Below are 26,389 nucleotides of genomic sequence, written 5' to 3'. Positions count from 1 at the left end.
GGGAGGACCGCCATGACCGAGCTGATCCGGCGAGCCGACGGCAGGCTGGCCGGTCGGGCCATCGCCATCCTGATGGAGGGCGACTACGTCGAACCGGAACTGCACTACTACGAGCGCCGCTTCGCCGAAGAGGGCGCGAAAGTGGAGTTCCTGACCCGGCTGTGGGGGCAGGAGCGGTTGACCTTCACCGGGCACGAGTACCGCCTCCCGTTCACAGTGGACGGTGACCTGGAGTCGGTGGACGACGAGCGCTTGCGGGGCTACGACGCGCTGATCGTGCCGTCCGGCATGGTGTCGGACCGGCTGCGCTACACCGCCGACGTCGCCGAGCCCGCGCCCGCCGTGCGGCTGCTGCGCCGGGCGTTCAGCGAGCCGTCGGTGCTCAAGGGCATCATCTGCCACGGCATGTGGCTGGTCTCGCCGATCCCCGAGGTGGTGCGCGGCCGCCGGGTCACCTGCCACAACAACCTGCTCGGCGACGTGCGCAACATGGGCGCGGTCTACACCGACCAGGACGTAGTGGTGGACGGCGACCTGGTCACCGCCCGGGCGGCCGACCGCTGCCACCTGTTCGCCCGCACGCTCATCGACCTGATCGCCGCGCGCGCCGACCGCGGCCTGCGCCGCTCCCTGCGCGAGGAACACGGTGCCCAGGTCCCCATCGCGGCCGCCGCCATCCCGGCCACCGCGACCGCGGTCGTCACGGCCACCGCGAACGGCGGCGGTTCGGTCGCGGTCCGCGTCGCCAACCCGGCGCGCAGCATCCCCGGCGAGCGGTACGTGCCGGAAGCCCGCGGCACCAACGGGAACGGCAACGGCAACGGGTCGGAGAACGGCAACGGCAACGGCAACGGGAATGGGAACGGCAGCCACAACGGCGAGGCGAGCCCGCGGGAGACCCCGGCGAACGGGGACGGCGCCGCGCTGGGGTTCAGCTTCTCCGACCTGGTCGCGGGGTACGTCACCGGCTACGACCCGGCCACCCGCGTCCTCGACCTGCGCACCAGCGATGACCGCCCGGTCCGCGCGACGCTGACCGACACCACCTCGGCCCAGTTCCTGCGCAACCTCGGCGACCCGTACGTCGACGCCACCGGGCACGTCGACGAACTGCTCACCCCCGGCCGCCACCTCTACGTCTACGGCGTGTTCTACGCCGAGAGCGGCGGCCACGCCATGCAGGCCACCGCGCTGGTCTTCCTCGGCCGCGGCGTCGGCGACTACAACTTCGAGGAGGCGAGCTGGTGGCAGCGCCAGCTCGCCGAACTCGCCCGCTTCTACCGCCGCGCCCAGTTCGGCGAGACCCGGCCGGTGAACTTCGACGACTACCGCACGGTCATCCGCCTCGGCGGCGACAAGAGCGACCACCACGTCCAGGAGACCGACACCATCTCCCGGCTGGTCTACGGCATGTCCTCGGCGTACATGCTCACCGGCGACGAGGACTTCCTCGGCGTGGCCGAGCAGGGCTCGCAGTACCTGCGCGACCACATGCGCTTCGTCGACCGCGACAACGACGTCGTGTACTGGTACCACGGCGTCGACGTGCGCGGCGACACCGAGCGCAAGCTGTTCACCTCCGAGTTCGGCGACGACTACGACGCCATCCCGGCCTACGAGCAGATCTACGCGCTCGTCGGCCTGACCCAGACCTACCGGGTCACCGGCGACCCGCGCATCGCCGCCGACATCGAGGGCACGCTGCGGCTGCTGCGCACGTTCTTCCGCGACCCGGAGCGCGGCGGCTACTTCTCGCACATCGACCCGATCCTGCTCAGCCCGCACCACGAGTCGCTCGGCGCCAACCGGTCCCGCAAGAACTGGAACTCCGTCGGCGACCACGCCCCGGCGTACCTGTTCAACCTGCTGCTGGCCACCGGCGAGCAGCGGCACGTGGACATGCTCGAGGAGTGCTTCGACCTGATCGTCGAGCACTTCCCGGACCAGGGCAGCCCGTTCGTGCAGGAGCGGTTCCACGCCGACTGGTCCCCGGACCGGGGCTGGGGCTGGCAGCAGGACCGGGCCGTGGTCGGGCACAACCTGAAGATCGCCTGGAACCTGATGCGGATGAACGCCGTCCGCCCCAAGCAGTCCTATGTGGATCTCGCGGAGCGGCTGGGTGCCTCGATGCCCGAGTTCGGCAGCGACCAGCGGCGCGGCGGCTGGTACGACCTGGTCGACCGGGGCCTGCCCGACGGCGGCGGCAAGCCGCGGTTCGTCTGGCACGACCGCAAGGCGTGGTGGCAGCAGGAGCAGGCCATCTTGGCGTACCTGATCCTGGCGGGGGAGACCGGCTCGCCGGACCTCGGCGAGCGGTTCCTCAAGCAAGCCAGGGAAGCGGCGTCGTTCTACAACGCGTTCTTCCTCGACCACGACGAGGGCGGCGTGTACTTCAACGTCCTGGCCGCCGGTACCCCGTACCTGCTGGGCACCGAACGGCTCAAGGGCAGCCACTCGATGAGCATGTACCACGCCGCCGAGCTGTGCTACCTGGCCACCGTCTACACCAGACTGCTGGTCAGCCGCGAACCGCTCACGCTGTGGTTCAAGCCCCGCCCGGACGCCGACCGCGTGCTGCGGGTGGCGCCGGACGCGCTGCCCCCGGGCGCCGCGCGCCTGCACTGGGTCGAGGTCGACGGCAAGCCGCACGCCGCCTTCGACGCGGCGAACCTGACGGTCCAGCTCCCCGCCTCGGCGGATTCGCTGACCGTCAAGGCGCACTTGGTCCCGCTGTCCCGTCGAGGAACGGTCCGGTAGGGACCGAACCGCCGACCCGGCCGCCGGGCCGGGTCGGCACCGCACCACCGGTCAGGAGTCAAGGGCTATGCAACTGTCGAAGCACGTTCAAGGCGGGGTCACCATCATCGGTTTGGATGGCGAACTGGACAGCGGAACCGCCGCGCGCACCAAGGCCGGGCTCGACGAGCTGCTGCCCGACCACGGGTCGGTCGTCCTCGACCTGTCCCGCGCGTCCTACATGTCCAGCGCGGGCCTGCGGGTGCTGTTACTGGTGCACCGGCGGGTCCAGGCGACGGGCGTGGCGCTGTCGCTGGCCGGGCTCACCCCGGAGGTGCGCGAGGCCATGGTGGCGACCGGTTTCCTGGACTTCTTCACCGTCCTGGACACCGTTCCCGGCGACGAGGTGGTGCCCCGGTGACCGGTACCCTCGACCAACTCCCCGACCGGCTCGACGACGGCGCGACCCAGTTCGTGTCCGGCTACCCCGCGCGCCCCGGTCGGCTGCTGCCCTTCGGCGCCACCCGGGTACCCGGCGGGGTCAACTTCTCCGTGTACTCCAACAACGCGACCGCGATGGCGCTCGTGCTCTTCGAGCGCGGCAGGCGCGACCCGGTGGCGGAACTGCCGTTCCCGCCGGACTTCCGGGTCGGTGGCGTGTTCGCCATGACCGTCTTCGGCCTCGACACCGACCGGCTGCGCTACGGCTACCGCGCCGACGGCGAGTTCCACCCCGAGGCGGGGGACCGGTTCGACCGGACCCGGGTGCTCACCGACCCGTACGCGACCGTCCTGGCCGGACACGAGGAGTGGGGGACGCGGACCGCCGCCGACGACCCGTACCCCTACCGCGCCGCGCTCGCCCCGGACGACTTCGACTGGGAGGGCGACACCCCGCTCCGGCTGGCCCGCGAGGACCTGGTCATCTACGAGACCCACGTGCGCGGCTTCACCCGCCACCCCAGCTCCGGCGTCGCCGCGCCGGGCACCTACGCCGGGCTGGTCGAGAAGATCCCGTACCTGCGCGAACTCGGGGTCAACTGCGTCGAGCTGATGCCGGTCTTCGAGTTCGACGAGACCGACAACATGCGCACCGACCCGCGCACCGGCAGGCAGCTGGTCAACTACTGGGGCTACAACACCGTGGGCTTCTTCGCGCCCAAGGCGTCCTACGCGGTGACCGGCCGCCACGGCATGCAGGTGGACGAGTTCAAGAACATGGTGAAGCGGTTGCACCGCGCGGGCATCGAGGTGATGCTGGACGTGGTCTTCAACCACACCGCGGAAGGCAACGAGCTCGGACCCACGATCTCCTTCCGCGGCCTGGACAACCGCACGTACTACATGCTCACCCCCGAGGGGTACTACTACAACTTCAGCGGCACGGGGAACACCCTCAACTGCAACCACCCGGTGGTCCGCGGCTTCATCGTGGACTGCCTGCGGCACTGGGCCGCCGAGTACCACATCGACGGGTTCCGCTTCGACCTGGCCGCGATCCTGGGCCGGGACCAGCACGGCGCGCCGCTGGCCAACCCGCCGCTGCTGGAGGCGCTGGCGCACGACCCGGTGCTGCGCGACTGCAAGCTGGTCGCCGAGGCGTGGGACGCTGGCGGGCTCTACCAGGTCGGCAGCTTCCCCGACTACTGCCGCTGGTCGGAGTGGAACGGCCGCTACCGCGACACCGTGCGCCGCTTCGTCAAGGGCGACCCGGGGATGGCGGGCGACCTGGCGACCCGGCTGCTGGGCTCGCCGGACCTCTACGGCAGGCGCGGCCCGGCCGCGTCGATCAACTTCGTGACCGCGCACGACGGCTTCACCCTGCGAGACCTGGTGTCCTACAACGACAAGCACAACGAGGCCAACGGCGAGGACAACCGCGACGGCGACAACGGCAACCACTCCTGGAACCACGGCGTCGAGGGGCCCACCGCGGACCCCGACGTGCTGCGGCTGCGGGCCCGGCAGACGCGCAACGTGCTGCTGCTCCTGCTGACCAGCCAGGGCGTGCCGATGCTGCTCTCCGGCGACGAGGTCGGCCGCACCCAGTCCGGCAACAACAACACCTACTGCCAGGACACCGAGGACAACTGGTTCGACTGGTCGCTGGTGGACACCGAGGCCGACCTGCTGGAGTTCACCCGGCTCGCGGTGGCCCTGCGCGCCGCGCACCCGGCGCTGCGCCGGGCCCGGCACGCCGACGGCCGCGCCGACGGGGGCTTCTTCCCGGACGTGAGCTGGCACGGCACGCGCGCCTGGACACCGGACTGGTCCGAGCACAGCAGGCTCGTCGCCGCGCTGCTCTACGACCGCGGCGACGGCGGCGCGGACGGGCACGACTGCGTCTACCTGGCGGCCAACGCCTACTGGGAGCCGCTGGAGCTGGAACTGCCGTCCCTGCCCGAGGGCTGGACGTGGCGGGTGGCCGCCGACACGTTCGCCGACGCCGGGCACCGGATCCACGAGGTGGGCCGCGAACCCGAACTGGGGGACCAGGAGTGGGCGCGGATCGGCCCGCAGTCGGTGCTCGTGCTGGTCGCGGGCAGCGGCGGCGCGGGCTGAGCGGGCCCGCCCCGGCAGTGGCAACCGTGAGAAGTGAGGAGTGAGGGGCAGATGGCATTCGACGTGACAACGCACGCGGAGGACGGCGTGCTCACCGTCCGGCTCACCGGTGAGCTGGACTCGCGCGCCGCGCACCGGTTCAACGAGGTGATCGGCGCGGTGCCCGGCGGCACGGTCAACCGGTTGGTGCTGCACCTGGCCGAGCTGGTCTACCTCTCCTCGGCCGGTCTGCGCTGCCTGGTGTTCGCGCAGCAGAAGCTGGGCCGGGGCACGGAGATCGTGCTGGTCGGCACCCGGCCGGAGGTCGCGGAGACGATCACCATGACCGGGTTCGACCGCAGCGTGACCATGCAGGACCCCGTGGATTCCTGATGTCGGCGCCCCGGACGCGGGTGGACCGGGCCGATGACGTGGGCCGGGCGGTGGCCGACGTGGTCACCGCCCTGGCCGCGGCCGCCGGGCTGGACCGGGGGCGGGCGTACCGGCTGCGGCTGGCCGCCGACGAGATCACCACCAACACCATGACGCACGGCTACCGCGGCGCGGGCGGCCCGGTCGAGATCACCTGCGGCGTCGAGCCGGACGCGGCCTGGGTGCGGATCACCGACGCCGCGCCCGCCTTCGACCCGCGCGGCCACGTCACGCGGGTCGACGGTCCGCCCCGGGAGGGCGGGTACGGCATCCACCTGGTGCTGACCGGCGTGGACGAGTTCGGCTACGAGTGGGCGGGCGGCCGCAACCACTACACGCTGCGGGTGCGGCGGGTGCGCGTCGAGGAAGGAGGGACCGATGGTGGATCAGCGGACCGGGACACCCCGCGACCGGACGGCGCTCGTGGTCACTGAGACCGCGCACGGCGCGCCGGAGCTGGAGGCGGCGCTGGCCGCCGAGAGTTTCTCGACCCGCCGCGCCGACCCGGCCGCGGTGTTCGGTGTGGACGGTGCGTGGGCGGAGCGCGGCTGGGGGCCGCCGGACCTGGTGCTGGCCTCGGCCGCGCTGGGGGTGAACCGGGTGGCCCTGATCGCCCGGCGGCTGACCACCGCCGAGCGCGGGCCGACGGTGGTGGTCTTCCCGGAGGACGACTTCGAGGCGCTGCAGTCGTGCGTGCGGGCGGGCTTCGACTACGTGGTGCCGCCGTTCCTGCCCGCGCTGCTGCGGTGCAGGCTGACCAGCTGCTGGGAGCGGGGGCAGCTGACCATGGCCGTGCAGGAGATGGCGGCCGAGGCGAGCCTGCGCCAGTACGAGCGCGACCTGAGCGTGGCGCACGAGATCCAGGCCGGGTTCCTCCCGGAGGAGCTGCCCGTCCGGCGCGGCTGGGAGCTGGCCACCCGGTTCCTGCCCGCCCGGCAGGTCGCGGGCGACTTCTACGACGCGTTCGAACTGGTCAACGGCAGGCGCGTCGGGTTCGTCGTCGCGGACGTGTGCGACAAGGGCGTCGGCGCGGCGCTGTTCATGGCGCTGATCCGCACGCTGCTGCGGCACACCGCCGAGCACACCGCGGCGTGGAACCTGCTGGACGCGGACGAGGACACCGTGCTCGACACGGCCGCGCGCACCTCGGCCGTGCCGTCCCCGGTGCTCTCGGTCGGGGCGGGTCCGCTGCTGCAGGCGGTGCTCGGCACGAACCGCTACATGGCCCGCAACCACCTGCGGCAGGGCTACTTCGCCACGATGTTCTTCGGCGTGCTGGACCCGGCGTCGGGGTCGGTGGTGTACATCAACGGCGGGCACAACCCGCCGGTGCTGCTGCGGGCGGACGGGTCGCACCAGCTGCTGGCGCCGACCGGTCCGGCGGTGGGGATGATGCCCAACAGCGTGTACTCGCTGGGGCACACCACCCTGGAGCCCGGCGACCGGCTGTTCGTGTACACCGACGGGGTGGTCGAGGCCAGGGACTCCCGGGGCTCGATGTTCGGGCTGCCGCGGGTGCTCGACGCGCTCGGCACCCCGGCGACGGCCTCGGCGGAGGACCTGCTGGTGTCGGTGGAGAGCGGGATGCACCACCACGTCGGCGGCGCCGAGCAGTTCGACGACATCACGATGCTGGCGCTGGTCCGCACCCCGCCCGAGGCGACCGCGGTGGCCTGACCCGCCCGGTACTCCCCGGTATCCCCCGATCGCGCGCGCCGGGTGGGCTGAACGCGCGCACCCGGCGTGCGCGGTTTCACGTTTGACGACCGGACTCCGTTGTGTGGGAAGGGTTCGCGCGGCGCTTGTCGGTGCCTTCTTCTACCCTCGGACCGTGTCGATACTCGGTGGGAAGCTCGACGGGCAGGTCCGGGTGGACCGTGTTCGGGCGGATCGCGGGCAGGTGGACCCCGGTCAAGCGGGTCCCGTTCAGGAGGGGCCCGCGCAGGCGGAGTCCGTGCTGCGGAGTCAGCGGGAGTGGGTCGCGGTGCGGCGGGCCGCCGAGGGGTACGGGCGGGAGCTGAACGAGGTCGCCATGCGGCTGTACCCGCGCGACCGGTGGGTCTTCGGCGACTGCGTGCTCTCGGGGGAGGGCTGGACCCTGCCGCGTCCGGTCGAACTGGACCACGCGCGCCTGGCGTTCACCGCCGCGCACGCCGCCGCGCCGCGGCTGGGCCCGCTCGACCACGTGCTCCCGCTCGCGACGGAACACGAACGGTTCTCCGACTTCAGCGCGGCGGTCGGCGCGCTGGTGCGGCCCCGGTTGCTGGAGGACCGGCCGAGCTACCGGCTGCTCGATCTGTCCCATGAGGACGGATTGGCGCTCACCTTCGGCCTGACCACGTACTTCGAGGTCTTCACCCTGCGCGAGGCGATGGCGCACGAGCTGAAGGCGGCCTGGCTGCGCCGGGGCCGGTCCACGCCGGACTGGTCGGACCTGCCGCTGCGGGCGGCCGTCGCGGACCCGTTCGACCCGGCCGGGCTGCTGATGTCGCCCGGCATCGGCACGCTGACCATCCGCCGGGACGCCGACGGCGACCGCTTCCTGGTCCACCGGCGCGACGGCCGGGCGGTGGCCGACGGCGGTTCGCTGTGCACCGTCGTGCCCGCGGGCGAGTTCCAGCCGACCTCGCCCGCCCCGGCCGACGTGCGCGCCGACTTCGACCTGTGGCGCAACATCATGCGCGAGTACTCCGAGGAGCTGCTGGGCCACCCCGAGCGGGCGGGTGGGGTCGACTACCACACCGAGGAACCCTTCCGCGCCATGGACCGGGCCCGCCGCGACGGTCGGTTCCGGGTCTGGCACTACGGCCTGGTCCTGGACCCGGTCACGCTCGGCGCGAGCCAGCGCACGGTGGCCGTGCTGGACGGGGAGGTCTTCGACGAGCTGTTCGCCGGTCTGGTCACCACCAACGCCGAGGGCTGGATCGTCGGTGAACGGGGCCGGGTGGGCGTCCCGTTCACCGACGAGGCCATCGGCCGGGTCGAGCGCCTCCTCACGCCCGCCTCCCGCACGCTGGTGCGGATGGCGTGGCGCGACCGGGAGCTGTTCGGCTAGGCCGCCGGTTCCAGCGCCGCGTGCGCGTAGGCCAGCACGTCGCGCAGGCACCGGGTACCGAGGAACTGGTGCACCGGGATCTGCAGCCCCAGGTCGGCGCGCAGCCTGGCCTGCAGCTTCGCCGCCAGCACGGAGTCCATACCCGCCAGGGGGAGCGGCAGGTCGTGGTCCAGGTCGTCCGGGTCGGTGGCCAGCACCTCGGCGGTGTGCCTGGCCAGGGTGAGCGCGATGGCGGGTCGGGTGCGCGGCAGGTCGATGCGCACCCCCAGGCCCGGGTCGATCCGCGCGTCCCGCCGCGGGTCGATGAGCGCGGGTGGTGCCTGGGCCCTCGGCACCGCCCGCACCGGGGCCACCGGCAGCGGCGGCGCGGCCGCGGGTTCGACCCAGTAGCCGCGGGTCTGCCACGGGTAGCTGGGCAGCGGCACGTACCGCCCGCCCGGGTACAGCGCCGCCCAGTCCGGGTCGCGGCCGTAGGCGTACGCGGTGGCCAGGCTCGTGCGGAGTTCCTCCTGCCCGACGCCGTCCCGCTCCATCGAGGCCAGCACGACCGCGTCGGCGCCGAGGATGTCGGCGGTCTCCGAGATCGCGCCCGCCAGCAGCGGGTGCGGGCCGATCTCGACGAACACCACCCGGCCCCGGCCCGCCAGCGCGGACCGCACGGCGGCGGCGAAGTGGACCGGCATCCGCAGGTTGTCCGCCCAGTAGTGCGCGTCCAACCCGGAGCCGTCCACCACGCGGTCGTAGGCCGTGGAGTGGATCGGCGCGGTCCCGGCCACCGGGCGCAGCGTGGCCAGCTCCGCGACCAACCCGCTCAGCAACGGGTCCACCTGGGGGCTGTGCGAGGCGTAGTCCACCGGCACCCGGCGGCAGAACACCCCGGCCGCCCGCAGCGGCGCCACCACCGCGGCCACCGCGGTGGGCTCGCCGGACAGCACGACCGTGGTGTCGCTGTTGACGACCCCGACGGACACCTCGTCGACCCGGTCGCCGATCGCCGCCGCGGCCTCCTCCTCGCCGATCCGCACCAGCCACATCGCGCCGGGGCCACTTTCCCCGGCGACCAGGGCGCTGCGCCTGCAGATGACCGCGGCGCCGTCGCGCACGCTCAGCGCCCCGGTGGTGACGGCCGCCGCGACCTCGCCCATGCTGTGCCCGATGACCAGGTCCGGCGTGATGCCCCAGGCCAGCCAGACCCGCGCCAGCGCCACCTGCACCGCCCACACCGCGGGTTGGATCCGGTCCACTTCGGACAGGTCGGTGGCGGAGCCGAGCAGGTCGACCACCGACCACCCGGCCTCGTCCCGGATGGCCGCGTCGCACTCGCGCAGGGCCGCGGCGAAGGTCTCGTCGACCGCCATGAGGTCCGCGCCCATGCCCGCCCACTGACCGCCCTGGCCGGGGAAGACGAACACCACGTCCGGTCGCACCGACACCCGCTCGGTCACCGAGACCACCGCGGCGGGGTGCCCGCCCGCGGCGAACGCGCGCAGCGCGCCCGCCATCCGGCGCCGGTCCGTGCCCACCACCGCGGCCCGGCTCGGGAAGTGCGTGCGCCGGGTGCCCGCGCTGAACGCGATGTCCCGCAGGTCGCCCGCGGTGTCGCCGTCCTCGAGCAGGAGGTCGGCGTACTTGCCCGCGAGGTCGGCGAGGGCCTGCGGGCCCTGGGCCGACAGCGGGATCACGTACGGGCCCACCGCCGGGGCCGCGGGCTCGACCACCGGTGCGGGCGGCGCCGAGACGACCACGTGCACGTTCGTCCCGGTCAGCCCGAAGGAACTCGCGCCCGCGATGGCCGGGCCGTGGCCCGCGGGCCACGGCCGGGCCGCGGTGGCCAGCTCGACCGCGGGCAGCTCGTCGAGCACCGGGTTGCGCCGCCGCACGTGCAGGGTGCGGGGGATCTCCCGGTGCCGGACCGCCAGCGCCGCCTTGAGCAGGCCGGTCATGCCCGCGGCGAACTCGGTGTGGCCGAGGTTGGACTTCACCGACCCGACCAGCAGCGGCCGGTCCGCCGGTCGGCCCGGGCCGAGCACGTTGGCCAGCGCGGTCAGCTCGATCGGGTCACCGGCGGCGGTACCCGAGCCGTGCCCCTCCACGTAGTCCACTTCGGACGGATCGACGCCCGCGTCCCGGTAGGCCGCACGCAGCATCCGCTCGTGCCCGCCGACCCCGGTGGCCATCATGGTGCCGCCGGTGCGGCCGTCGCTGGACACCGCGGTGCCCAGGATGGTGGCCAGCACCCGGTCGCCGTCGGCCTGGGCCCGCGGCAGCGGTTTGAGCACCATGGCGATCACGGCCTCGCTGCGCACGTAGCCGTCGGCGTCGGCGTCGCCGAAGCGGCACCGGCCGGTGGGCGAGAGCATCTCCGCCTCCGACAGCGCCAGGTAGATGTCGGGGGTGATGAGCAGGTTCGCCGAGCCGACGACGGCGAGGTCGGCGTCGCCGTCGCGCAGCGCCCGGCAGGCCAGGTGGGTGGCCAGCATGGACGACGCGCACATCGCGGTCACGCTCATGTTGGGGCCGCGCAGGTCGAGGTGGTGGGAGATGAGCCCGGCCACCCCGGCCCCGGAGTCCGCGGTGAGCGCGGCGTGGATGTCGCGCTGGTCCATGGCGCGCAACAGGTCCCAGTAGCCCGCGGGCGGGCAGCTGGTGTAGACGGCGGTGTTGCTCCCGGCCAGCGACTCGGCCGGGACGCCCGCGTCCTCCAGCGCCTCCCAGGTGGTCTGCATCAGCAGCCGCTGCTGCGGGTCCAGCCGGGTCGCCGCGTGCGCGGACAGCCCGAAGAACGCCGCGTCGAAGCGGTCGATCCCGGTGAGGAACCCGCCGCAGCGCGAGACGATCCGGCCCGGCCGCGCGGGCGTCGGGTCGTGCAGCGCGTCGATGTCGATGTGGTCGGGTCGGTCCCGGGGGATCTCGGTGACCTCGTCGCGGCCCTCGCCGAGCAGCGTCCAGAACTCGTCCACAGTGGACGCGCCGGGCAACCGGCAGGCCACGCCGACGATGGCGATCGGGGTGCGCTCGCTCATGCGGCCCGCACCTCCCGCCCGGCCGGGGTGCCCAGGGTCCCGTTGACCAGCGCCGCGATGCCCACCGCGACCTCCCAGCCGCAGCCCGGTTTCCCGGCGTGGAACTCGCCCGCCAGCTCGGTCGCCTCGCTGATCCGCGCGGACAGCAGCAGCGCGTCGATCAGGCAGGCGGTCAGCAGCGGGGTCATCCACGGCACGGTGTCCAGGCAGCCCGCCGCGGCGACCAGCCCGCGCCGCAGGTGCGCCACCGCCGTGGCGGGGTGCCCGGCCGCGGTGGCCAGCGCCGCCAGCGCGGCGTGCCGGAACAGCGCCGTCTCCCGGTTCGCCGCCGCGGTCGGGTCGGGGACCCGCACCGGCCGCGCGGTCACCGCGAGCAACCAGTCCCGGTAGGACTCGACGAGTTCGGTGTCCACGCCGGGGGCCGCCGCCTCGGCGTCCAGGATGGCCGCCGCGTCGCCGACCCGGTGGCTGCCCAGCCCGACGCACATGGCCCGGGTGAGGGCCCGCTGCGCCGCGTCGGCCCGCGGCCCCGGCGGCGCGCCACCGGCACGGCCGGGGTGGACGGTGTCCAGGACGCGCGCGCACTCGCCCGGTCGCCCGCGCAGCAGCGCCGCGGTGGCGGCCAGGGTGGACACCTGGTCGCCGACGCCGTGCCAGCCCGCCAGCCTGCACAGCTCCTCGACCCGGTCCAGGGCCAGCTCGCGCCAGGCCAGCCGGGCGGCGGCGACCAGCGCGTCGGCGTCCGCGTCGGCCAGGGTCGCGGCCCGGTCACCGGGCGGCTCGCACAGCCTGCGCGTGCCGGTGCCCGGGCCCGCCTGCTCGCCCGCCGCGCCGAGGCACGCCACCAGCCCGCCGTCGACGACCAGTTCGCGCAACCGCCGGGGGTTCCCGCCGCTGGCCGCGTGCAGCGCGGCCGCGGTCGTCGGGTGGGTGGGGCCGCCCGCCAGCCCGGCGAGCACGGCCGCCACGTCCTGCTCGCTCAGCGCCGCGAGCTGCACGACCCGCATGCCCGGCTCGTAGCGCAGGCAGTCGGTCGGGTCGGGGCCCCGACCCGGGCCGCGGTCGCTCGGCCGGGTCAGCAGCAGCGCCAGGTCGCCGCGCCTGCTCAGCGCGCGCAGCGCCAGCAGGCTCGCCTGGTCGGCCAGGTGCGCGTCGTCGACGCCGACGACCAGGCCGCGCCCGCCCCTGGCCCGCGCGGCCAGCGCGGTCGCCAGGGCGGCCACGGCGGCGTCGTGGTCAGCGGGCGCGGTGGTGAGCACCGGGCGCAGCAGGGCGAAGGGCGCCGCGCCCGCCGGTCGCAAGCGGACGGTGGTCAGCCGCCGCCCGTCCAGCTCCCGCAGCACGCCGGTCAGCGCGGTGCTGCGGCCGGACCCGGCCGCGCCGCCGATCACCAGTGGGCCGAACGCCCGTTCGGCGGTCACCGCGCGGATTCGGTCCCACTGCTCTGTTCGACCCACGATTTTCCATGGCATGAGGTCCCCCTGACGATTGTCTACGCGCACACGTAAAGACATGTCGAAGTCGTGCCAATCCCGGACTGATCACGTGCCGTCGATCCTGGTTCGAGGTGTGGCGAGCAAGTCCACATGCGACGTAATGCCGCCCCCTCAATGGTGGAAATCACTCGAAGACTTCGAAGACTTTGGTTGCTGAGCGCGGAAACGGTCAACCAGGAAATAACGAAATACGCCCGCGTTAGGCCGTTCTCGCGATCACGTGTCCGCTATGTCCGAGTTCAACGGGAGGTGTACGATGATCGCGGTGGCCGGGAACTCGGGGGAGAACAGCGGCAGGATCCGCAGCGGGCGCAGCCCGAGTTCGGGGTGCCGGAACCGGCGCACCCTGGCCCGGTGCTCCTGCACGTCGTGGCTGTCCCACCACCGGGTGAACTCCGGGCTGACCCGGGCCAGTTCGGCGATCAGGTCGCGGGTGCGCGGGTCGGTCGGCCACTTGGCCGCCTCCGCGCGCCACCTGGCCACCGAGTCGCGCGCGTCCTGCTCCCAGTCCGCCAGCCGGGCCTTGGCCTGCGGCGCGAGCAGCATCCACCGCACGATGTTGCGCTCGCGCGGGGGGTACGCCGACCAGTCCTCGTAGTAGGTGGTCGCCGCCTTGTTCCATTCCAGCAGGTCACCGCGGTGGTCGCCGGCGTAGACGGGCAGGTGGTGGTGTTCGAAGATGGTCATCGTCGAGCGCAGCATGTCCCGCGCGGCGGGGGCCGGGGTGAGCGGTCCGGGCTTGGTGACCTGGCCGTGCGCCAGCACGTGCATGTAGCGCCGCTCGTCCTCGCTCATCCGCAGCACCCGGGCGAGGCTGTCGAGCACCTCCGGCGACGGGCTGATCTCCCGGCCCTGCTCCAGGTAGGTGTACCAACTCGTGCTCACCCCCGCGAGCACCGCGACCTCCTCCCGGCGCAGGCCGCTGATCCGCCTGCGGGTGCCCAGCGGCAGCCCGACGTCGGACGGGCTCACCCGCTCCCGCCTGCTGCGCAGGAATCTGGCAAGCTCTTTCCGTCCTGCGTTATTGTTGGTGGACATCTCACCTCGATCCCGATTCCGCCGGTGCCGGTTTCCCCGGTGCGGCTCCCCCCGGTACCAGCATTGTCCGGATCTCCCGCGAACGGCACACCCACCGCGCCGGTTCAGTGGAATCCGATGCCCCCATCGGGTCGTCCCATCCTGGTACCGCCGGTCCCACCACACGTTCGCTCTGCTCTGTCTTATCAGTGCTCGGCATGCTGGGGATACGCCTGAGCAGGGTGCGGGGAGGCAGTGGGTATGCGCGAGGGAATTCGGATGAGGTCAAATCGGGTGACGGCACGCGGGATTTCGTCGTGCTGACCGCGGTCTGCGCGGTCGCGGGTGCGCTGCTGGTCGTGCTGGTCTGGCTCAGCGTGCTGCGCACGGTGTTCATCCCGCGGTTCACCCCGACGCGCACCGCCAAGTGGTCGTCGCGCCTGGTCACCGGCGCGTGCACGGCGCTGGCCAGGCGGCTGCCGCGGCGGGCGGGCGAGCGGGTCATGGAGTACGCGGCGCCGCTGGCGCTGTTCACCATGGCCGCGTGCTGGCTGGTCATCGGCTCGCTCGGGTTCTTCCTGCTCGGGACGGCGGTGCACGGGTCGGTGCTCGAACTCGGGGAATACGCCCGCATGCTCGTGTTGCGGGCCCGGGACGACGCCGTCACGGCCTTGGCGCCCGCGATCTGGCTGTCCACCCTGTTGATCTCCGCGGCCTTCACCGTACATCTCCTGCGCTTCACCGACGCCTACAGCAGACGAGAACGGCTGGTGACCAGTTTGGCTTCCCGGGCGCGGGAACCGCTGGACGCGGAACAACTGCTCGCCACGCACGCGCGGGGCGGTTCCCGCGACGGATTGGACCGGCAGTTCAAGGACTGGCTGGATTGGCTCGCCGATGTGCACGCCACGCATTCCGGATATCCGGCCCTCGTGCACTACCGCTCGGTTTGCGGCCTCACCTGGGTGCGCGCCGCGGTGATCATGTTGGACGCGGCGGCGCTGGTGGCCGCGGTGGCGCCGACCTGGGCGCCGCCGCACACCTCCCCGCTGCTGCACCGCGGCCGGGCCTGCCTGCAGGACCTGGCGGGCGACCTCGGCTCCCCGCTGCCCGCCGTGCTGGCCCCGGTCAGCCTGCAGGGCCGCGAGGAACGGGCGTTCGGCGAGACCGTGGCGCTGATGGTCGACGCGGGCCTGCCCGCCGAGCGGGACCCGGACCAGGCGTGGTGGGCCTTCCAGTGCGAACGCGGCCGGTACGCGCCGTTCGCCGACGCGCTCGGCCACCGGCTCCTGCACGACCGGGTGGAGTTCGAGGACAACCGGGGGCACGGCAGGCCGATCAGGTTGCTCAGGCGCAAGGGGACGTTCAGTGACGGCTGAACCCGGGGCGGGGGGCGGTTCCCCGGTCGGCGAGCGCGGTGGCGGAACCCACCGCGCTCACGGCCGTGGCACCACCGGGAAACCGCGTCCGCCGGATCGCGACAGGTTGGTGGCATGCGACAGAGAACCGAGGAGTGGGTACCGTTGACCGGCTATGGGGGAACAGGGACATCCGTACTGGAGAACGTCGACGACCTCGCGCAGTTCTGCAAGGAGCTTTTCTCGCACATACCGCGCTCGGATCAGCGGCGGTGGGCGGAGGTCTACACGAGAGGGCTCATTTCGGTGCCGGGCCGCAAATCCATCCGGCGCATCGCGGACTACATGGTCGGCTGGCGGGCCGACCAGTGCCTGCAGCAGTTCGTCAACCAGAGCCCGTGGCAGTGGCAGCCGGTGCGGCGCAGCCTGGCGCACCAGCTGGGCGCCGGGCTGCGGCCGCGGGCGTGGTTGGTCGAGGAGGTCGTCTTCCCGAAGAACGGCGACCGCTCGGTCGGGGTGTGCAAGCAGTACTCGACCTCCGCGCAGCGCATGCTCAACTGCCAGCTGGGCCTGGCGGTCATGCTCGCCGGTGACGACGCCGCCTGCGCGGTCAACTGGCGGCTGATGCTGCCGCAGTCGTGGGACGCCGACGAGGTGCGGCGCGGCCGGGCGCACGTGCCCGACCACGAGCGGCACGCGCCGCGCGGGCAGCAGGTGCTGGCCGCGATCGACGAGCTGCTCGACGGCTGGGACCTGCCGCCCGCCCCGGTCGTGGTCGACGCCGAGCAGGACCCGGACACCGAACCGCTGCTGCAGGGCTTGGAGGAGCGGGGACTGCGCTACCTCGTGCGGGTCGGCGAGCGCACCCCCGCGCTGCCCGCCACCCCGCGCACGCCGGCCGACGCGCGCCGCGCGCCGACCGTGGGCGAGCTGGTGGCGCTCTCGGCGCGGCAGGGCCGGATGACGGTGAACTGGCGCGACCGGGTGGACGGCACGTCCACCACGTCCCGGTTCTCCGCCACCGCGGTCCCCGGCGGCCCGCCGCTGGGCGCGCCGGTGCGCCTGGACCCGCGCCGCCCGTACCGACCGGCCCGCGGCGTGCTGGCCGAGTGGTCGCTCGGCGGCGGTCGCCCGACCGCGCTGTGGATCAACAACCTGGGCAGCGCCCGGCTGCCGGACCTGATCGCGCTGACCAAGCTGCGGTCGCGGGTCACCGGGGAGATGACCAGGATGCGCGAGGAGTTCGGCCTGCAGAGCTTCGAGGGCCGGTCCTTCCGCGGCTGGCACCACCACGTGACCCTGGTCTCGGCCGCGCACGTCTACCGGACGCTGCGCAGGCTGGAGGCCGAGCGCGCGGACGAGACCGTGCAACTGCGACCGAGGGCCTGATCGCCGTGGAACCGCCCCCACCCGCGGCGGGCACCCGAGGCGGACCGCCCGGGGTGTCCACTGTGCCCGGCCCGGATGACGTGCCCCCGCCCGGGGTCCTCGCGCGGCTGCGCGACGTCGAGCTGTTCGCCGACCTCGACGCCGACGGCCTGCGGTGGGTGGCCGGGGCGGGGTCGGTGGTGCGGCTCGACGACCGGGCCGTGCTGTTCGAGGACGGCCAGCCGGGCGACCGGTTCTACGTCCTGCTCGGCGGTGAACTGCTGATCACCAAGGTGGTCGAGGGCCGCGAGGAGGTGTTCGGCAGGCACCGCGCCCGCCCGGAGCGGGACGAGTCCGACCCGGACGGCAAACCCCGCGCGGCCCACCAGTTCACCGGCGAGCTGCCGATGCTGGCGGGCGGCGGTTACGTCGCCAAGGCGGTCGCGGTCGGCGAGACCACGCTGCTGGCCTACGACCGCGACGGGTTCTACGAGATCCTGGCCCGCTTCCCCCGGGTGTGCCAGGTGCTGCTGCCGGTGCTGGCCTGGCGGATCCACTCCTACGAGGAACGCGCGGGCAGGCGCACGATGCTGGAGGGGCTGGGCACGCTCGCCGCCGGGCTGGCGCACGAGCTGAACAACCCCACCGCCGCGCTCATGCGCACCGCGGGCATCCTCCGGGAGGCCGTGTCCGACCTCGTGCACCGCGCCGCGGACTGGGCGAAGGCGGCGACCCCCGCCGAACGGGTGCTGCTCGGCGGGGTGATCGCCCGCTTCGGCGGCACCCCGGTGGTCGACGCGCTGGCCGCCGCCGACGCCGCCGACCTGGCCGAGGAGTGGCTCGCCGAGCGGGGTGTCGACGCCGACCCCGAGCTGGCGACCACGCTGGCCGACCACGGCGTGGGGCTGGCGGTGCTGGCGGAGGTCGCGGAGGGCGTGCGGGCGGCGGCGCTGCCCGCCGCGCTGCACTGGCTGTGCCTGTCGCTGCACGTCGACGCGCTGGTAAACGACATCACCGAGGCGGGCGGGCGGATCGAGTCGCTGGTCTCCTCGACCAAGACCTACAGCAACCTCAACCGCGCGCCGCAGCAGGACGTGGACGTGGTGAAGGGCATCGAGGCGACCGTGGCGATGCAGGCGGCGAAGCTGCGGCGGGTGCGGGTGCGCCGGGAGTACGCGGAGGTGCCGCCGGTGCGCGGGTACCCGAGCGAGCTCAACCAGGTGTGGACCAACCTCATCGACAACGCGGTGGACGCCATGGGCGGGGTCGGCGAGCTGTGGCTGGCCGCCCGGCGCGAGGCCGAGGACGTGGTGGTGGAGGTGCGGGACAACGGGCCCGGCGTGCCGCAGGACGTGCTGCCCTGGTTGTTCCAGCCGTTCTTCACCACCAAGGACATCGGCAAGGGCACCGGGCTCGGCCTGCACGTCTGCCGCGACGTGGTGACCCAGCGGCACTCCGGGACCATCGAGGTCACCTCCGTGCCCGGCGACACCCGCTTCACCGTCCGGCTGCCCGCGGTGCGCGGGTGCTGATGGAACCACCGCACCTGACGGCCTTCGTCGCCGTCGTCGACATCGGCAGCTTCACCCGCGCCGCCGCCCGGCTGCGGATCTCCCAGCCCACGGTGACCGCCCGGGTGAAGGCGCTGGAGCACCACCTGGGGTCGCAGCTGCTCGAGCGGTTGCCGACCGGCCCCCGGGTGACCGCGGCGGGCGCGGCGCTGCTGCCGTACGCCAGGGAGATCATCGCGCTGACCGAGCGCGCCAGGGCCGCGGTCGCCGCGGGCGGGGAACCGCACGGGCACGTCGACGTGGGCACCGTGGAGAGCCTGACCAGCTACCGGTTGCTGCCGATGATCGAGCACATCTACCTGCGCTACCCGAAGGTCCAGATCTCGCTGCACTCCTCGGCCTGCGGGGAGACCATCACCCGGGTGCGCGAGGGGCGGCTGGACTGCGCGTTCTTCGTGGACGCCGTGGGCGGCCGGGAGGACCTGGAGACGCGGATCCTGTGCCCGGAACCGCTGGTCCTGGTCGCCGACCAGGACCACCCGCTGGTCCACGCCCGCGAGGTGGGCGTCGACGACCTGGTGCACGCGACCCTGATCCGGGCCGACAGCGGGGCCGACTACCACCTGGAGTTCGAGCGGCTGATCGGGCTCGACGTCGCGGTCGACCGGCCGCGGGTCTTCGAGCTGGACTCGATCGACGCGGCCAAGCGGAGCGCGGCGGCGGGATTGGGCATGGCGCTGCTCCCGACGGTGGCGGTCGCGGACGAGTTGGCGCGGGGCGAACTCCACCGGATCCCCTGGCGGCCGCCCTTCGAGGTGTGCACCCAGGTCGCGTGGCGGCGCGTGGGCACCGGGCACCCGGCGGTGACCGCGCTGGTGGAGACCGCGACGAAGGTCATCGCGGAGCAGGGGGCCGAGTGACCTCCCGGTCAGCAGTGCCTCGGGGTGGGGCGGTGCGCGGGGTCCACCGGGTGCAGTGCGCGGGTGGCCGCGCGCAGTTCGTCGTCCGTCGGCACCCCGGCCTCCGCCGCGGCGCCCTCGCGGAACGCGTGCACGTCCGAGTACCCGTGCCCACCGAGGCAAACCAGGACAGGGCCCTCCGGGTGTTCCGCCGTCACCACCTTCTCGGCCGCGGCGAGCGCGTGCGCCGCCTCCGGTGACGGGACGATCGTCTCGCTCAAGGTGAACAGCCGTCCCGCGCGCAGCGCCGCGCCCTCTTCGACCGCTTCCGCCTCGATCGCCCCCGTGTGGCGCAGGGCCGAGATCAGCTTCCCGACGGCGGGCACCCGCAAACCGGGCGCGTGGGTGCGCGTCTTGGGGGAGTGCGTGCCCAACGTGTACACGGCCTGGAAGGGCGCGGTCGGTTCCAGCCGGTCGTAGGCGTACACACCGCGCGTCAGCACGGGCATGCTCGCCGACTCCACCGCCAGCAGCCGGGGCGCGCGGGTGCCGAACGCCCTGGCCTCGGTCAGGAACGGCAGCGCCAGCCCGCCGAAGTGGGTGCCCGCGCCCGCCGCGCCGATCACGACCGCCACCTCGACGTCCACATCGGACAGTTGCTGCCTGCTCTCGATCCCGATCACCGACTGGTGCAGGATGCTGTACGTGGCGCCGAACCCGCCGCAGTACCGGACTCCCTCCCGGTCCGCCGCGTAGGTCGCCGCGTCGCCGACAACCCGCGACAGCGAATCGCCGGACGGGCGCACGCTCGCGCCCAGGTTCTCCAGCACTTCCGCTTGGTAGCGCTGGGTTTCCAGCAGCGCGCGGGTGGCGAAGACCGTGCAGCGGAGGCCGAACAGGGCGCACGCCGAGGCCAGCGCGACACCCCACCGCGCGCCCACCGTGCCCGTGGCGAGTTCGACCGCGCCCGCCTCCCGGTGGTAGTACGCCTGGGCCAGGGCGGTGTTCAGCTGGTGCCCGCCCGCGACGTTGCCGCCCTCGTACTTCACGTATACCGGAGCCCGGGCGCCGATCGCGTCCTCGAAAGCGGTCGCCCGCCACAGCCGCGTCGGCCGGTACCGCGCGTACGCTTCCCGCACCTCCTCGGGGATCCGCCAGTACTCGCGCTCCTGCGCGCACTGGCGGGCCAGCTCGTCCGGGAGCAGCGGCGCGGCGGAACCCTTGCCGGAGAAGCGGTCCGGCGGCAGGGGGCCGCGGAGGTAGGGGAGCACGCTGCGCCAGTCGGTCGGCACGGCGGTGGGGGTGGGCGGCGGTGCGGACATCGGCGGTGACCTCCGGTTCTCCACGGGGAGATCGCGGGCGCGATCCCGGCGGGCGGGGTGTGCGCGGGCCTGGACGTCGGACATCGGGACGGGCGCGCTTCCCGGGCGGTGGCCGGGTGTGTTCGCGGAGGACGGTCGGCCACCCCTGGCCGATCACCGCCATGATGGCGCACACCCCGCCTCCCTGTCCGGCGGTGCGCGCAAGTGGGTCACCGACGCCGCGGGGTGGACGTCGGTGACCCGGGGGGAGGTCAGTCGGGAACGCGGACCAGGTCACCGTGGTCGTCCCAGCGGACGCGCAGGCCCGTGCGGAAGCGGCGGGCGCCCGCGGGGCCGTGCGGGTCGGGGGTGAACCGGTCGTCGGTCCGGCCCGGGTCGGCGAGGTAGCCGTCGGCCACGCACCGCCCGCCCAGGTGCAGGTCACCGGGGACACCGGGCGGCGCGAGGTGTCCGGTGCGGTCGACCACCTGGGCGGTGACGCCGGTGATCGGGCGGCCCAGCGCCGCGCCGTCGCGCGCGGTGAGCGCCACCTGGGTCTCCGGCCGCGCGAACAGCCGCACGACCCGCGCGTCCGGTCCCGGTTCGCCGCCCGTCACGCAGACGTGACGCAGGTGTCCCAAGGGGATCCCGGGAAGTTCCACCCCATCACGCAAGTGCACGTGGGTGACGCGGTCCGCCACCACCTGCGCGGCCAAGGGCGTCCGGTCGCGCGCGATCACGGTGCCGCCCACGGCCAGGGTCGGCACCACCTCGCGGAACAACGCCCCGGGGTCGACGCCCGGCGACGCGAGCACGCGGCTGTCGTGGTCCATGCTCAAGGAGACGAGTTGCCATGCCGTGAGGTTGAACAGCGGTTCCGCGCTCATCGCCACGTAGCCGCCGTCCACCGGCGCGAGGTAGCCGCCCGCCCGCTGTGGTCGCTCACCCTCCGCGAGCGGACCGGCCGCGCCGATGAGGTCGTCCGGTGACAGGAGCGTGACGCCCGCCGGGTGGTCGTCGCCGTCCGGGGGAGCCGCGCCGACGACAACGCGGCAGCCGGTGCGCCGCAACGGATCGCCGTGGTTCGTGGGCGGGAGCAACAGGTATCGCGCACCTATCCGCAACACCGCCAGCAGGGTGGTCACCGTGTCGGTGAGCGTGTCGGTTGCCAGGCCGACGACGTCGTCGGCCCGCGCGCCCCGCGCCCGCAGCACGGCGGTGGTGGCCCGGACGGCTTCCTCCAGGTTGCGGTAGGTGAGCCTGCTCCCGTTCTCCTCCACCGCCACCGAGTCCGCCCGCCGCTCGGCCGTGCGGCGCAGCCAGCCGACCAAGTGCCAGACGGGCGGGCGGAACCAGAGCTCGTCCGCGGCGCGCGACTGCTCGGCCGAGGCGTCGGTGAACAGGTCCGCGAGCGGGGTGTCCGGATCGGCCACCACGCGGGCGAGCGCGCCGTGCAGGGAATCGAGGAGCCCGTCGGCGTAGGCGGCGGGCAGGGTGTGGTCGAGTTCCAGCACCCACACCGGTTCCACGTGGGTCGCGACGAGCCGGATCTTCGCCTCCGACCACACCGCTTCCGGTGCCTCGGCCGGGACGTCCAGGGTGGAGAGGTAGTCGCGGAACGGCACGCGCCAGTCGACGGGCGCGGCGACCGTCGAGTCCGCACCGCCGTGCCTGCCGATCGCGGCACCGAACACGGCCGCGAGGAACGCCGCGGGCGCGCGCCCCACCCGACCGGCGGACCGCGCCAGTTCCAGGTCGTCGACCGAGATCGCCTGCATGACCACCCTCCCGCCCTCGTGAACGATTCCAGCGTAGGTCCGTTTCCCGTGCTGTCGCTTGAGGAATGGCCGTGGTGTCGATAGGGGTCCCCGATGGGGACATAGCGCGTTTTCCGGGAACGTCGGAACAAAGCGCGGGTCTCGCGACCAGGGCGAAGCCCCCGGCGTGCAGGGGCACCGGGGGCTTCGCTGGAACCGCCTAGACCGTCAGGGTCCAGGAGTCGATCTTGCCGGTGTCGTTGGCGTAGGTGTCCTGGACGCGCAGCTTCCAGGTCCCGTTCTTCGCCTCCGACGACAGGTTGACCGTGTACGAGCGGTTGATGTTGTCCGCGGACCCGCCCGCCTTGTCGTGCAGGACGTACGTGCTGCCGTCCGGCGCGACGAGGGTCACGACGAGGTCGGCGATGTACGTGTGCTCGATGTTCACCGCGACCGTGGCGGTCGCGGAGGCGTTGCCCGTGCAGCCGGACACCGCGACCGGGCTCTCGGTGGTGGCCAGGTCGTTGATCGGGTAGTCGGTCCCGTTGGTGACGGGGCCGCAGGTGCCCGTCGTGCCCACGGTGAGCGCGAACGCCACCGTCCCGGTGCGCCCCGCGGAGTCGCGGGCGGTGACGGTGACGTTCGCGGTGCCCGCCGCGGTTGGGGTGCCCGAGATCGCGCCGGTGGACGCGGTGATCGTCAGGCCCGCGGGCAGGCCGGTCGCCGACCAGGTGTAGGGCGCGGTACCGCCCGACGCGCTGTTGTTCAGCGAGTACGGCTGGCCCACCACGGCGTTCTGGGCGCCGGGGTTGGCCACGGTGACCTCACCGGGCTGGCTGCCGTTCATGAAGGCGGTGTGGAGCAGCACGTTCGGCGAGCCCGTGCCCGCGCTGGTCACCTTGCCGGTGGTGCCGTTGGTGACCAGTGCGTCGCGGACCTGCTGCGGGGTGGCCGACGGGTTCTGCCCGAGGTACACCGCCGCGGAACCCGCCACGTGCGGGGACGCCATCGAGGTGCCGGTCATCGTCGCCGAGCCGGTGTTGTTGTTGTACGCGGCCGAGACGATGTTGGTGCCCGGCGCGAACAGGTCGAGGCAGCGACCGTAGTTGCTCGTCGAGTTGCGGCCGTCGGTGTTGTTGGTGTTGCCGACGGTGATCGCCGCGGGCAGCTTCTGCGGGCTGTAGCCGCAGGCGTCGTCGCTGGAGTTGCCCGCCGCCTGGACCCACTGCACGCCACTGGCGATCAGGGCCGCCACCGCGTTGTCCATGGTGGTGTCCGAGCACCGCTGGCTGCACCCGATGCTGTAGTTGACCACGGCGGGCTTGACCGCGTTGGTCTTGATCCAGTTGATGCCCGCGATGATGTCGTCGTTGCCGCCGGAACCGCCGCAGCTGAGCACCCGCACCGCCACGACGGTCGCCTTCTTGGCGATGCCGTAGGTGGTGCCCGCCGCCGTGCCCGCCACGTGCGTGCCGTGGCCGTGGCAGTCCTGCGGGGTGCTGTCGTCGTCCACGAAGTCGTAGCCGGGTGCGATCCGACCCGTGAAGTCCTGGTGGTTGGCGTTGATGCCGGTGTCCATGACGTACACCCGCGCGCCCTGCCCCGGGTTGGCCGGGTAGCTGAACGCGCGGTTGAGCGGCAGGTCCCGCTGGTCGATCCGGTCGTCCCCCCAGTTCGGGGGGTTGCTCTGGGTGTCGGCCAGGCGCACGGTGGTGACCTGCTGGACGTAGCGCACGGCCGGGTCCTTCGCCACCTCGGCCGCGGCGGTCGCGGACATGGTGGCGGAGTAGCCGTTGAAACCGGCGTCGTAGGTGTGCCGGACCCGACCGCCGTACCGGTGGGTCAGCGCCGCCGCGGTCGAGCCGACCGAGTGCAGGCCCTGCCCCTGGGCCTTGAACACCACGATGTACCGGTCCGGCACCGAGTCCGGCGCGCCCGCGTTCAGCACCGCGGGCGCGGTCTCCTCGGCCGAGAAGGCGGGCGGGGCCACGATGGCGGCGACCCCGGCCAGCGCGGCCGCGGAGACGATGACCGTCTTCGTTCTCAGCGACAAACGTTTCTTCATGTGCTGTCGGATTCCTCACTTCGCAGGGTGTGGGGAGCGGGTACGCGTCCCAAACACCCGCTCCACCGCCGAGAACAGTGCAATTCGCCCGGTTCGCCGGACAAGGCGCCCGGGTTGCCGGTTGAGGGTTTCGCTGTGAACGCCCAGTTCGCGGACTCGCGGGCGGCGCCGGGACCGGAACGTTCACACCCGTACACAGGGCGCGGAACGGCTCCGCGCCGAACGGGTCCGGCCGGGGCCCGTTCGCGCGCCGGGGGCGGCGACCCGCTACCATGAACGCACGTTCATGAACGCGTGTTCACGAGGGGTGAGGCATGGCTGACGTGGTGAACACCGGGCAGGCCGAGGCGTGGAACGGCTACGAGGGGCGGCACTGGGCCGACAACGCCGACCGGTTCGACGACGTCAACGGCGGGTTCAACGCCCACCTCCTCGACGCCGTCCGGCCCGGGGACCGGGTGCTGGACATCGGGTGCGGCACCGGCCAGGTGACCCGCCAGGCCGCCGCCCGGTCCGGGACCGGCGCGGTGCTCGGCGTCGACCTCTCCGCCCCGATGCTCGGCACGGCGGAGCGGCTCGCTGCTGGGTTGTCCACTGTGGACTTCTTGCGGGCAGACGCCCAGGTCCACCCCTTCGCGCCCGGCTCCTTCGACGTCGCCGTCAGCCGGTTCGGGGTGATGTTCTTCGCGGACCCGGTCGCGGCGTTCGTCAACGTCGGCCGGGCGCTCGGCCCCGGTGGGCGGCTCCGGTTCCTCTGCCTCTCCGGGTTCGCGGGCACCGACCTCGGCTCGGTCTTCGACGCGATGGCCCCGCACATCCCCAACCCGACCGGCGCCGACGGCACCGGGCCCACCTCGTTCGCCGACCCCGACCGCGCCCGCGACGTGCTGACCCGGGCCGGTTTCCGCGACTTCGCCTGCGCCAAGGTCGAGGCCGACCAGGTCTGGGGGCGCGACGTCCCCGACGCCGCCGCGTTCATGGCCGACTGGGGACCCGTCCGCCACCACCTCGGCCAGGTCGCGCCGGAGGCCGCCGAGCGGGCGAAAGCCGCGCTCGTCGAGGCGCTCGGGCGGTTCGCGGTGGGGGGTGCCGTGCGGCTCAAGGGCGAGGCGTGGCTCGTGTCCGCGGGGATCTGACGCCGTGTCACCGAGGACGGCGGCGGTCCTGCGGGAGCGCGGTGGGGACCTCCGGGAGCACCTGGTGCGCACCGCCGCCCGGATGATCGCCGCGGGCGGGGCGGTGGGGCTCACCGTGCGGGCCATCGCGCGGGAGGCGGGGGTCGCGGACGGGGTGCTCTACAACCACTTCGCGGACAAGGACGAGTTGCTGGCCGACGCCGTGCTGGCGCACGCGCGGGCCGTCGTGTCCGGGCTGGGCGCCTTGCCGACCCCCGGCGACGGCGACCTGGCCGCCAACCTCCGCGCGCACCTCGACCACGGCCTCGCCCTGCACCGGGCCGTGCTCCCGGTGCTGGCCGGACTGGTCGGGCAGCCCGGCGTCCTGGCCCGCGTGTCCACAAGGGAGGGTGAGCCGCCCTGGCGCGCGCGGCTGCTGGACTACCTGCGCGCCGAGCGCGACCTGGGCCGCCTGCACCCGGACGCGGACGTGGGGGCCGCCGCCGCGGTGCTCGTCGGCGTGTGCCACGACGAGGTGCTCTCCGCCGTGCTCGGCTCCCCGGCGGGCGGGCCGTCCGCCGGGTCGGTCGTGGCCGTGGTGCTGGACGGGATCGGCGCTCGTCCTATGGGGTGAGAGCGGAGTCCGAGGTCACGTAGTGCGGTGGCAACGGTGACGGGAAATCACGTTTGACCGCCGCCGCGCCGGAGCATGTCC

19 protein-coding genes are annotated in these 26,389 nt (G+C 73.4%); 13 read left to right on the top strand and 6 right to left on the bottom strand.

All coding sequences use genetic code 11. The features are described from left to right. The first annotated feature begins 12 nt into the window (after nucleotides 1–12). The 7 genes from V5P93_RS29095 (at nucleotide 13) to V5P93_RS29065 (ending at nucleotide 8,764) form a co-directional block, all read left to right on the top strand. A complete protein-coding gene (locus V5P93_RS29095; protein ID WP_245931515.1) occupies nucleotides 13–2,757 on the top strand; it encodes an AGE family epimerase/isomerase in 2,745 nt (914 codons plus the stop codon). A 67-nt stretch (nucleotides 2,758–2,824) separates the two neighbouring features. Further along, on the top strand, nucleotides 2,825–3,157 hold the full coding sequence (locus V5P93_RS29090; protein WP_104481200.1) for an STAS domain-containing protein: 333 nt from the start codon (nucleotides 2,825–2,827) through the stop codon (nucleotides 3,155–3,157). Next, entirely contained in the window at nucleotides 3,154–5,298 is a 2,145-nt protein-coding gene (glgX, locus tag V5P93_RS29085) for a glycogen debranching protein GlgX (RefSeq protein ID WP_219824085.1), read from the top strand. The genes V5P93_RS29090 and glgX overlap by 4 nt, the downstream gene beginning before the upstream one ends. A gap of 51 nt (nucleotides 5,299–5,349) precedes the next feature. Further along, a complete protein-coding gene (locus V5P93_RS29080) occupies nucleotides 5,350–5,670 on the top strand; it encodes an STAS domain-containing protein (protein WP_104481201.1) in 321 nt (106 codons plus the stop codon). Beyond that, complete coding sequence (locus tag V5P93_RS29075; protein WP_104481202.1) at nucleotides 5,670–6,143, top strand: ATP-binding protein; 474 nt, start codon at nucleotides 5,670–5,672, stop codon at nucleotides 6,141–6,143. Before V5P93_RS29080 ends, V5P93_RS29075 begins: the two co-directional genes overlap by 1 nt. Continuing rightward, a complete protein-coding gene (locus tag V5P93_RS29070) occupies nucleotides 6,088–7,386 on the top strand; it encodes a PP2C family protein-serine/threonine phosphatase (RefSeq protein WP_104481203.1) in 1,299 nt (432 codons plus the stop codon). The genes V5P93_RS29075 and V5P93_RS29070 overlap by 56 nt, the downstream gene beginning before the upstream one ends. Nucleotides 7,387–7,540: 154 nt before the next feature. Next, nucleotides 7,541–8,764: an XRE family transcriptional regulator gene (locus V5P93_RS29065; protein ID WP_146108204.1), complete on the top strand. Its 1,224-nt coding sequence runs from the start codon at nucleotides 7,541–7,543 to the stop codon at nucleotides 8,762–8,764. Here V5P93_RS29065 and V5P93_RS29060 read toward each other — a convergent pair. The 3 genes from V5P93_RS29060 to V5P93_RS29050 form a co-directional block, all read right to left on the bottom strand. After that, the gene (locus V5P93_RS29060) at nucleotides 8,761–11,787 is read right to left on the bottom strand and encodes a type I polyketide synthase (RefSeq protein WP_104481205.1); all 3,027 of its coding nucleotides are present in this window, start codon (nucleotides 11,785–11,787) and stop codon (nucleotides 8,761–8,763) included. The genes V5P93_RS29065 and V5P93_RS29060 overlap by 4 nt on opposite strands. Beyond that, complete coding sequence (locus V5P93_RS29055) at nucleotides 11,784–13,244, bottom strand: ATP-binding protein (RefSeq protein WP_146108205.1); 1,461 nt, start codon at nucleotides 13,242–13,244, stop codon at nucleotides 11,784–11,786. Before V5P93_RS29055 ends, V5P93_RS29060 begins: the two co-directional genes overlap by 4 nt. 255 nt (nucleotides 13,245–13,499) lie before the next feature. Continuing rightward, complete coding sequence (locus V5P93_RS29050) at nucleotides 13,500–14,321, bottom strand: helix-turn-helix transcriptional regulator (RefSeq protein WP_104481207.1); 822 nt, start codon at nucleotides 14,319–14,321, stop codon at nucleotides 13,500–13,502. Nucleotides 14,322–14,617: 296 nt separating this feature from the next. Here V5P93_RS29050 and V5P93_RS29045 point away from each other — a divergent pair, with 296 nt between their 5' ends. The 4 genes from V5P93_RS29045 to V5P93_RS29030 all read left to right on the top strand — a co-directional run bounded on the left by V5P93_RS29045 (nucleotide 14,618) and on the right by V5P93_RS29030 (nucleotide 19,457). Next, on the top strand, nucleotides 14,618–15,679 hold the full coding sequence (locus V5P93_RS29045; RefSeq protein WP_104481208.1) for a hypothetical protein: 1,062 nt from the start codon (nucleotides 14,618–14,620) through the stop codon (nucleotides 15,677–15,679). A 114-nt stretch (nucleotides 15,680–15,793) separates the two neighbouring features. Then, nucleotides 15,794–17,047, top strand: coding sequence for a transposase (locus V5P93_RS29040; protein WP_104481209.1), 1,254 nt, complete (start codon nucleotides 15,794–15,796; stop codon nucleotides 17,045–17,047). A 62-nt stretch (nucleotides 17,048–17,109) separates the two neighbouring features. Beyond that, nucleotides 17,110–18,558 carry a sensor histidine kinase gene (locus tag V5P93_RS29035; RefSeq protein WP_181043694.1) on the top strand — a complete coding sequence of 483 codons (1,449 nt, stop codon included), beginning with the start codon at nucleotides 17,110–17,112 and terminating at the stop codon, nucleotides 18,556–18,558. Continuing rightward, a complete protein-coding gene (locus V5P93_RS29030; RefSeq protein WP_104481254.1) occupies nucleotides 18,558–19,457 on the top strand; it encodes a LysR family transcriptional regulator in 900 nt (299 codons plus the stop codon). Before V5P93_RS29035 ends, V5P93_RS29030 begins: the two co-directional genes overlap by 1 nt. Before the next feature lie 8 nt (nucleotides 19,458–19,465). On the opposite strand, the gene V5P93_RS29025 is transcribed toward V5P93_RS29030, so the two are convergent. The 3 genes from V5P93_RS29025 to V5P93_RS29015 form a co-directional block, all read right to left on the bottom strand. Next, complete coding sequence (locus tag V5P93_RS29025) at nucleotides 19,466–20,758, bottom strand: pyridoxal-phosphate dependent enzyme (RefSeq protein ID WP_181043695.1); 1,293 nt, start codon at nucleotides 20,756–20,758, stop codon at nucleotides 19,466–19,468. A gap of 251 nt (nucleotides 20,759–21,009) precedes the next feature. Beyond that, on the bottom strand, nucleotides 21,010–22,515 hold the full coding sequence (locus V5P93_RS29020) for an AMP-binding protein (protein ID WP_146108206.1): 1,506 nt from the start codon (nucleotides 22,513–22,515) through the stop codon (nucleotides 21,010–21,012). Between the two features lie 199 nt (nucleotides 22,516–22,714). Beyond that, the gene (locus V5P93_RS29015; protein ID WP_104481213.1) at nucleotides 22,715–24,559 is read right to left on the bottom strand and encodes a S8 family serine peptidase; all 1,845 of its coding nucleotides are present in this window, start codon (nucleotides 24,557–24,559) and stop codon (nucleotides 22,715–22,717) included. Between the two features lie 314 nt (nucleotides 24,560–24,873). On the opposite strand from V5P93_RS29015, the gene V5P93_RS29010 reads away from it, so the two are divergent. Together V5P93_RS29010 and V5P93_RS29005 are read left to right on the top strand one after the other, a co-directional pair. Next, nucleotides 24,874–25,695: a class I SAM-dependent methyltransferase gene (locus tag V5P93_RS29010; RefSeq protein ID WP_104481214.1), complete on the top strand. Its 822-nt coding sequence runs from the start codon at nucleotides 24,874–24,876 to the stop codon at nucleotides 25,693–25,695. A 4-nt stretch (nucleotides 25,696–25,699) separates the two neighbouring features. Next, entirely contained in the window at nucleotides 25,700–26,308 is a 609-nt protein-coding gene (locus tag V5P93_RS29005) for a TetR/AcrR family transcriptional regulator (protein ID WP_104481215.1), read from the top strand. Nucleotides 26,309–26,389: the final 81 nt, after the last annotated feature.

It is taken from the genome of Actinokineospora auranticolor (assembly GCF_041897805.1).
GTDB lineage: Bacteria > Actinomycetota > Actinomycetes > Mycobacteriales > Pseudonocardiaceae > Actinokineospora > Actinokineospora auranticolor.
The sequence above is the reverse complement of the archived record's forward strand: the minus strand, read 5'-3'. Positions and strand labels throughout refer to the sequence as shown.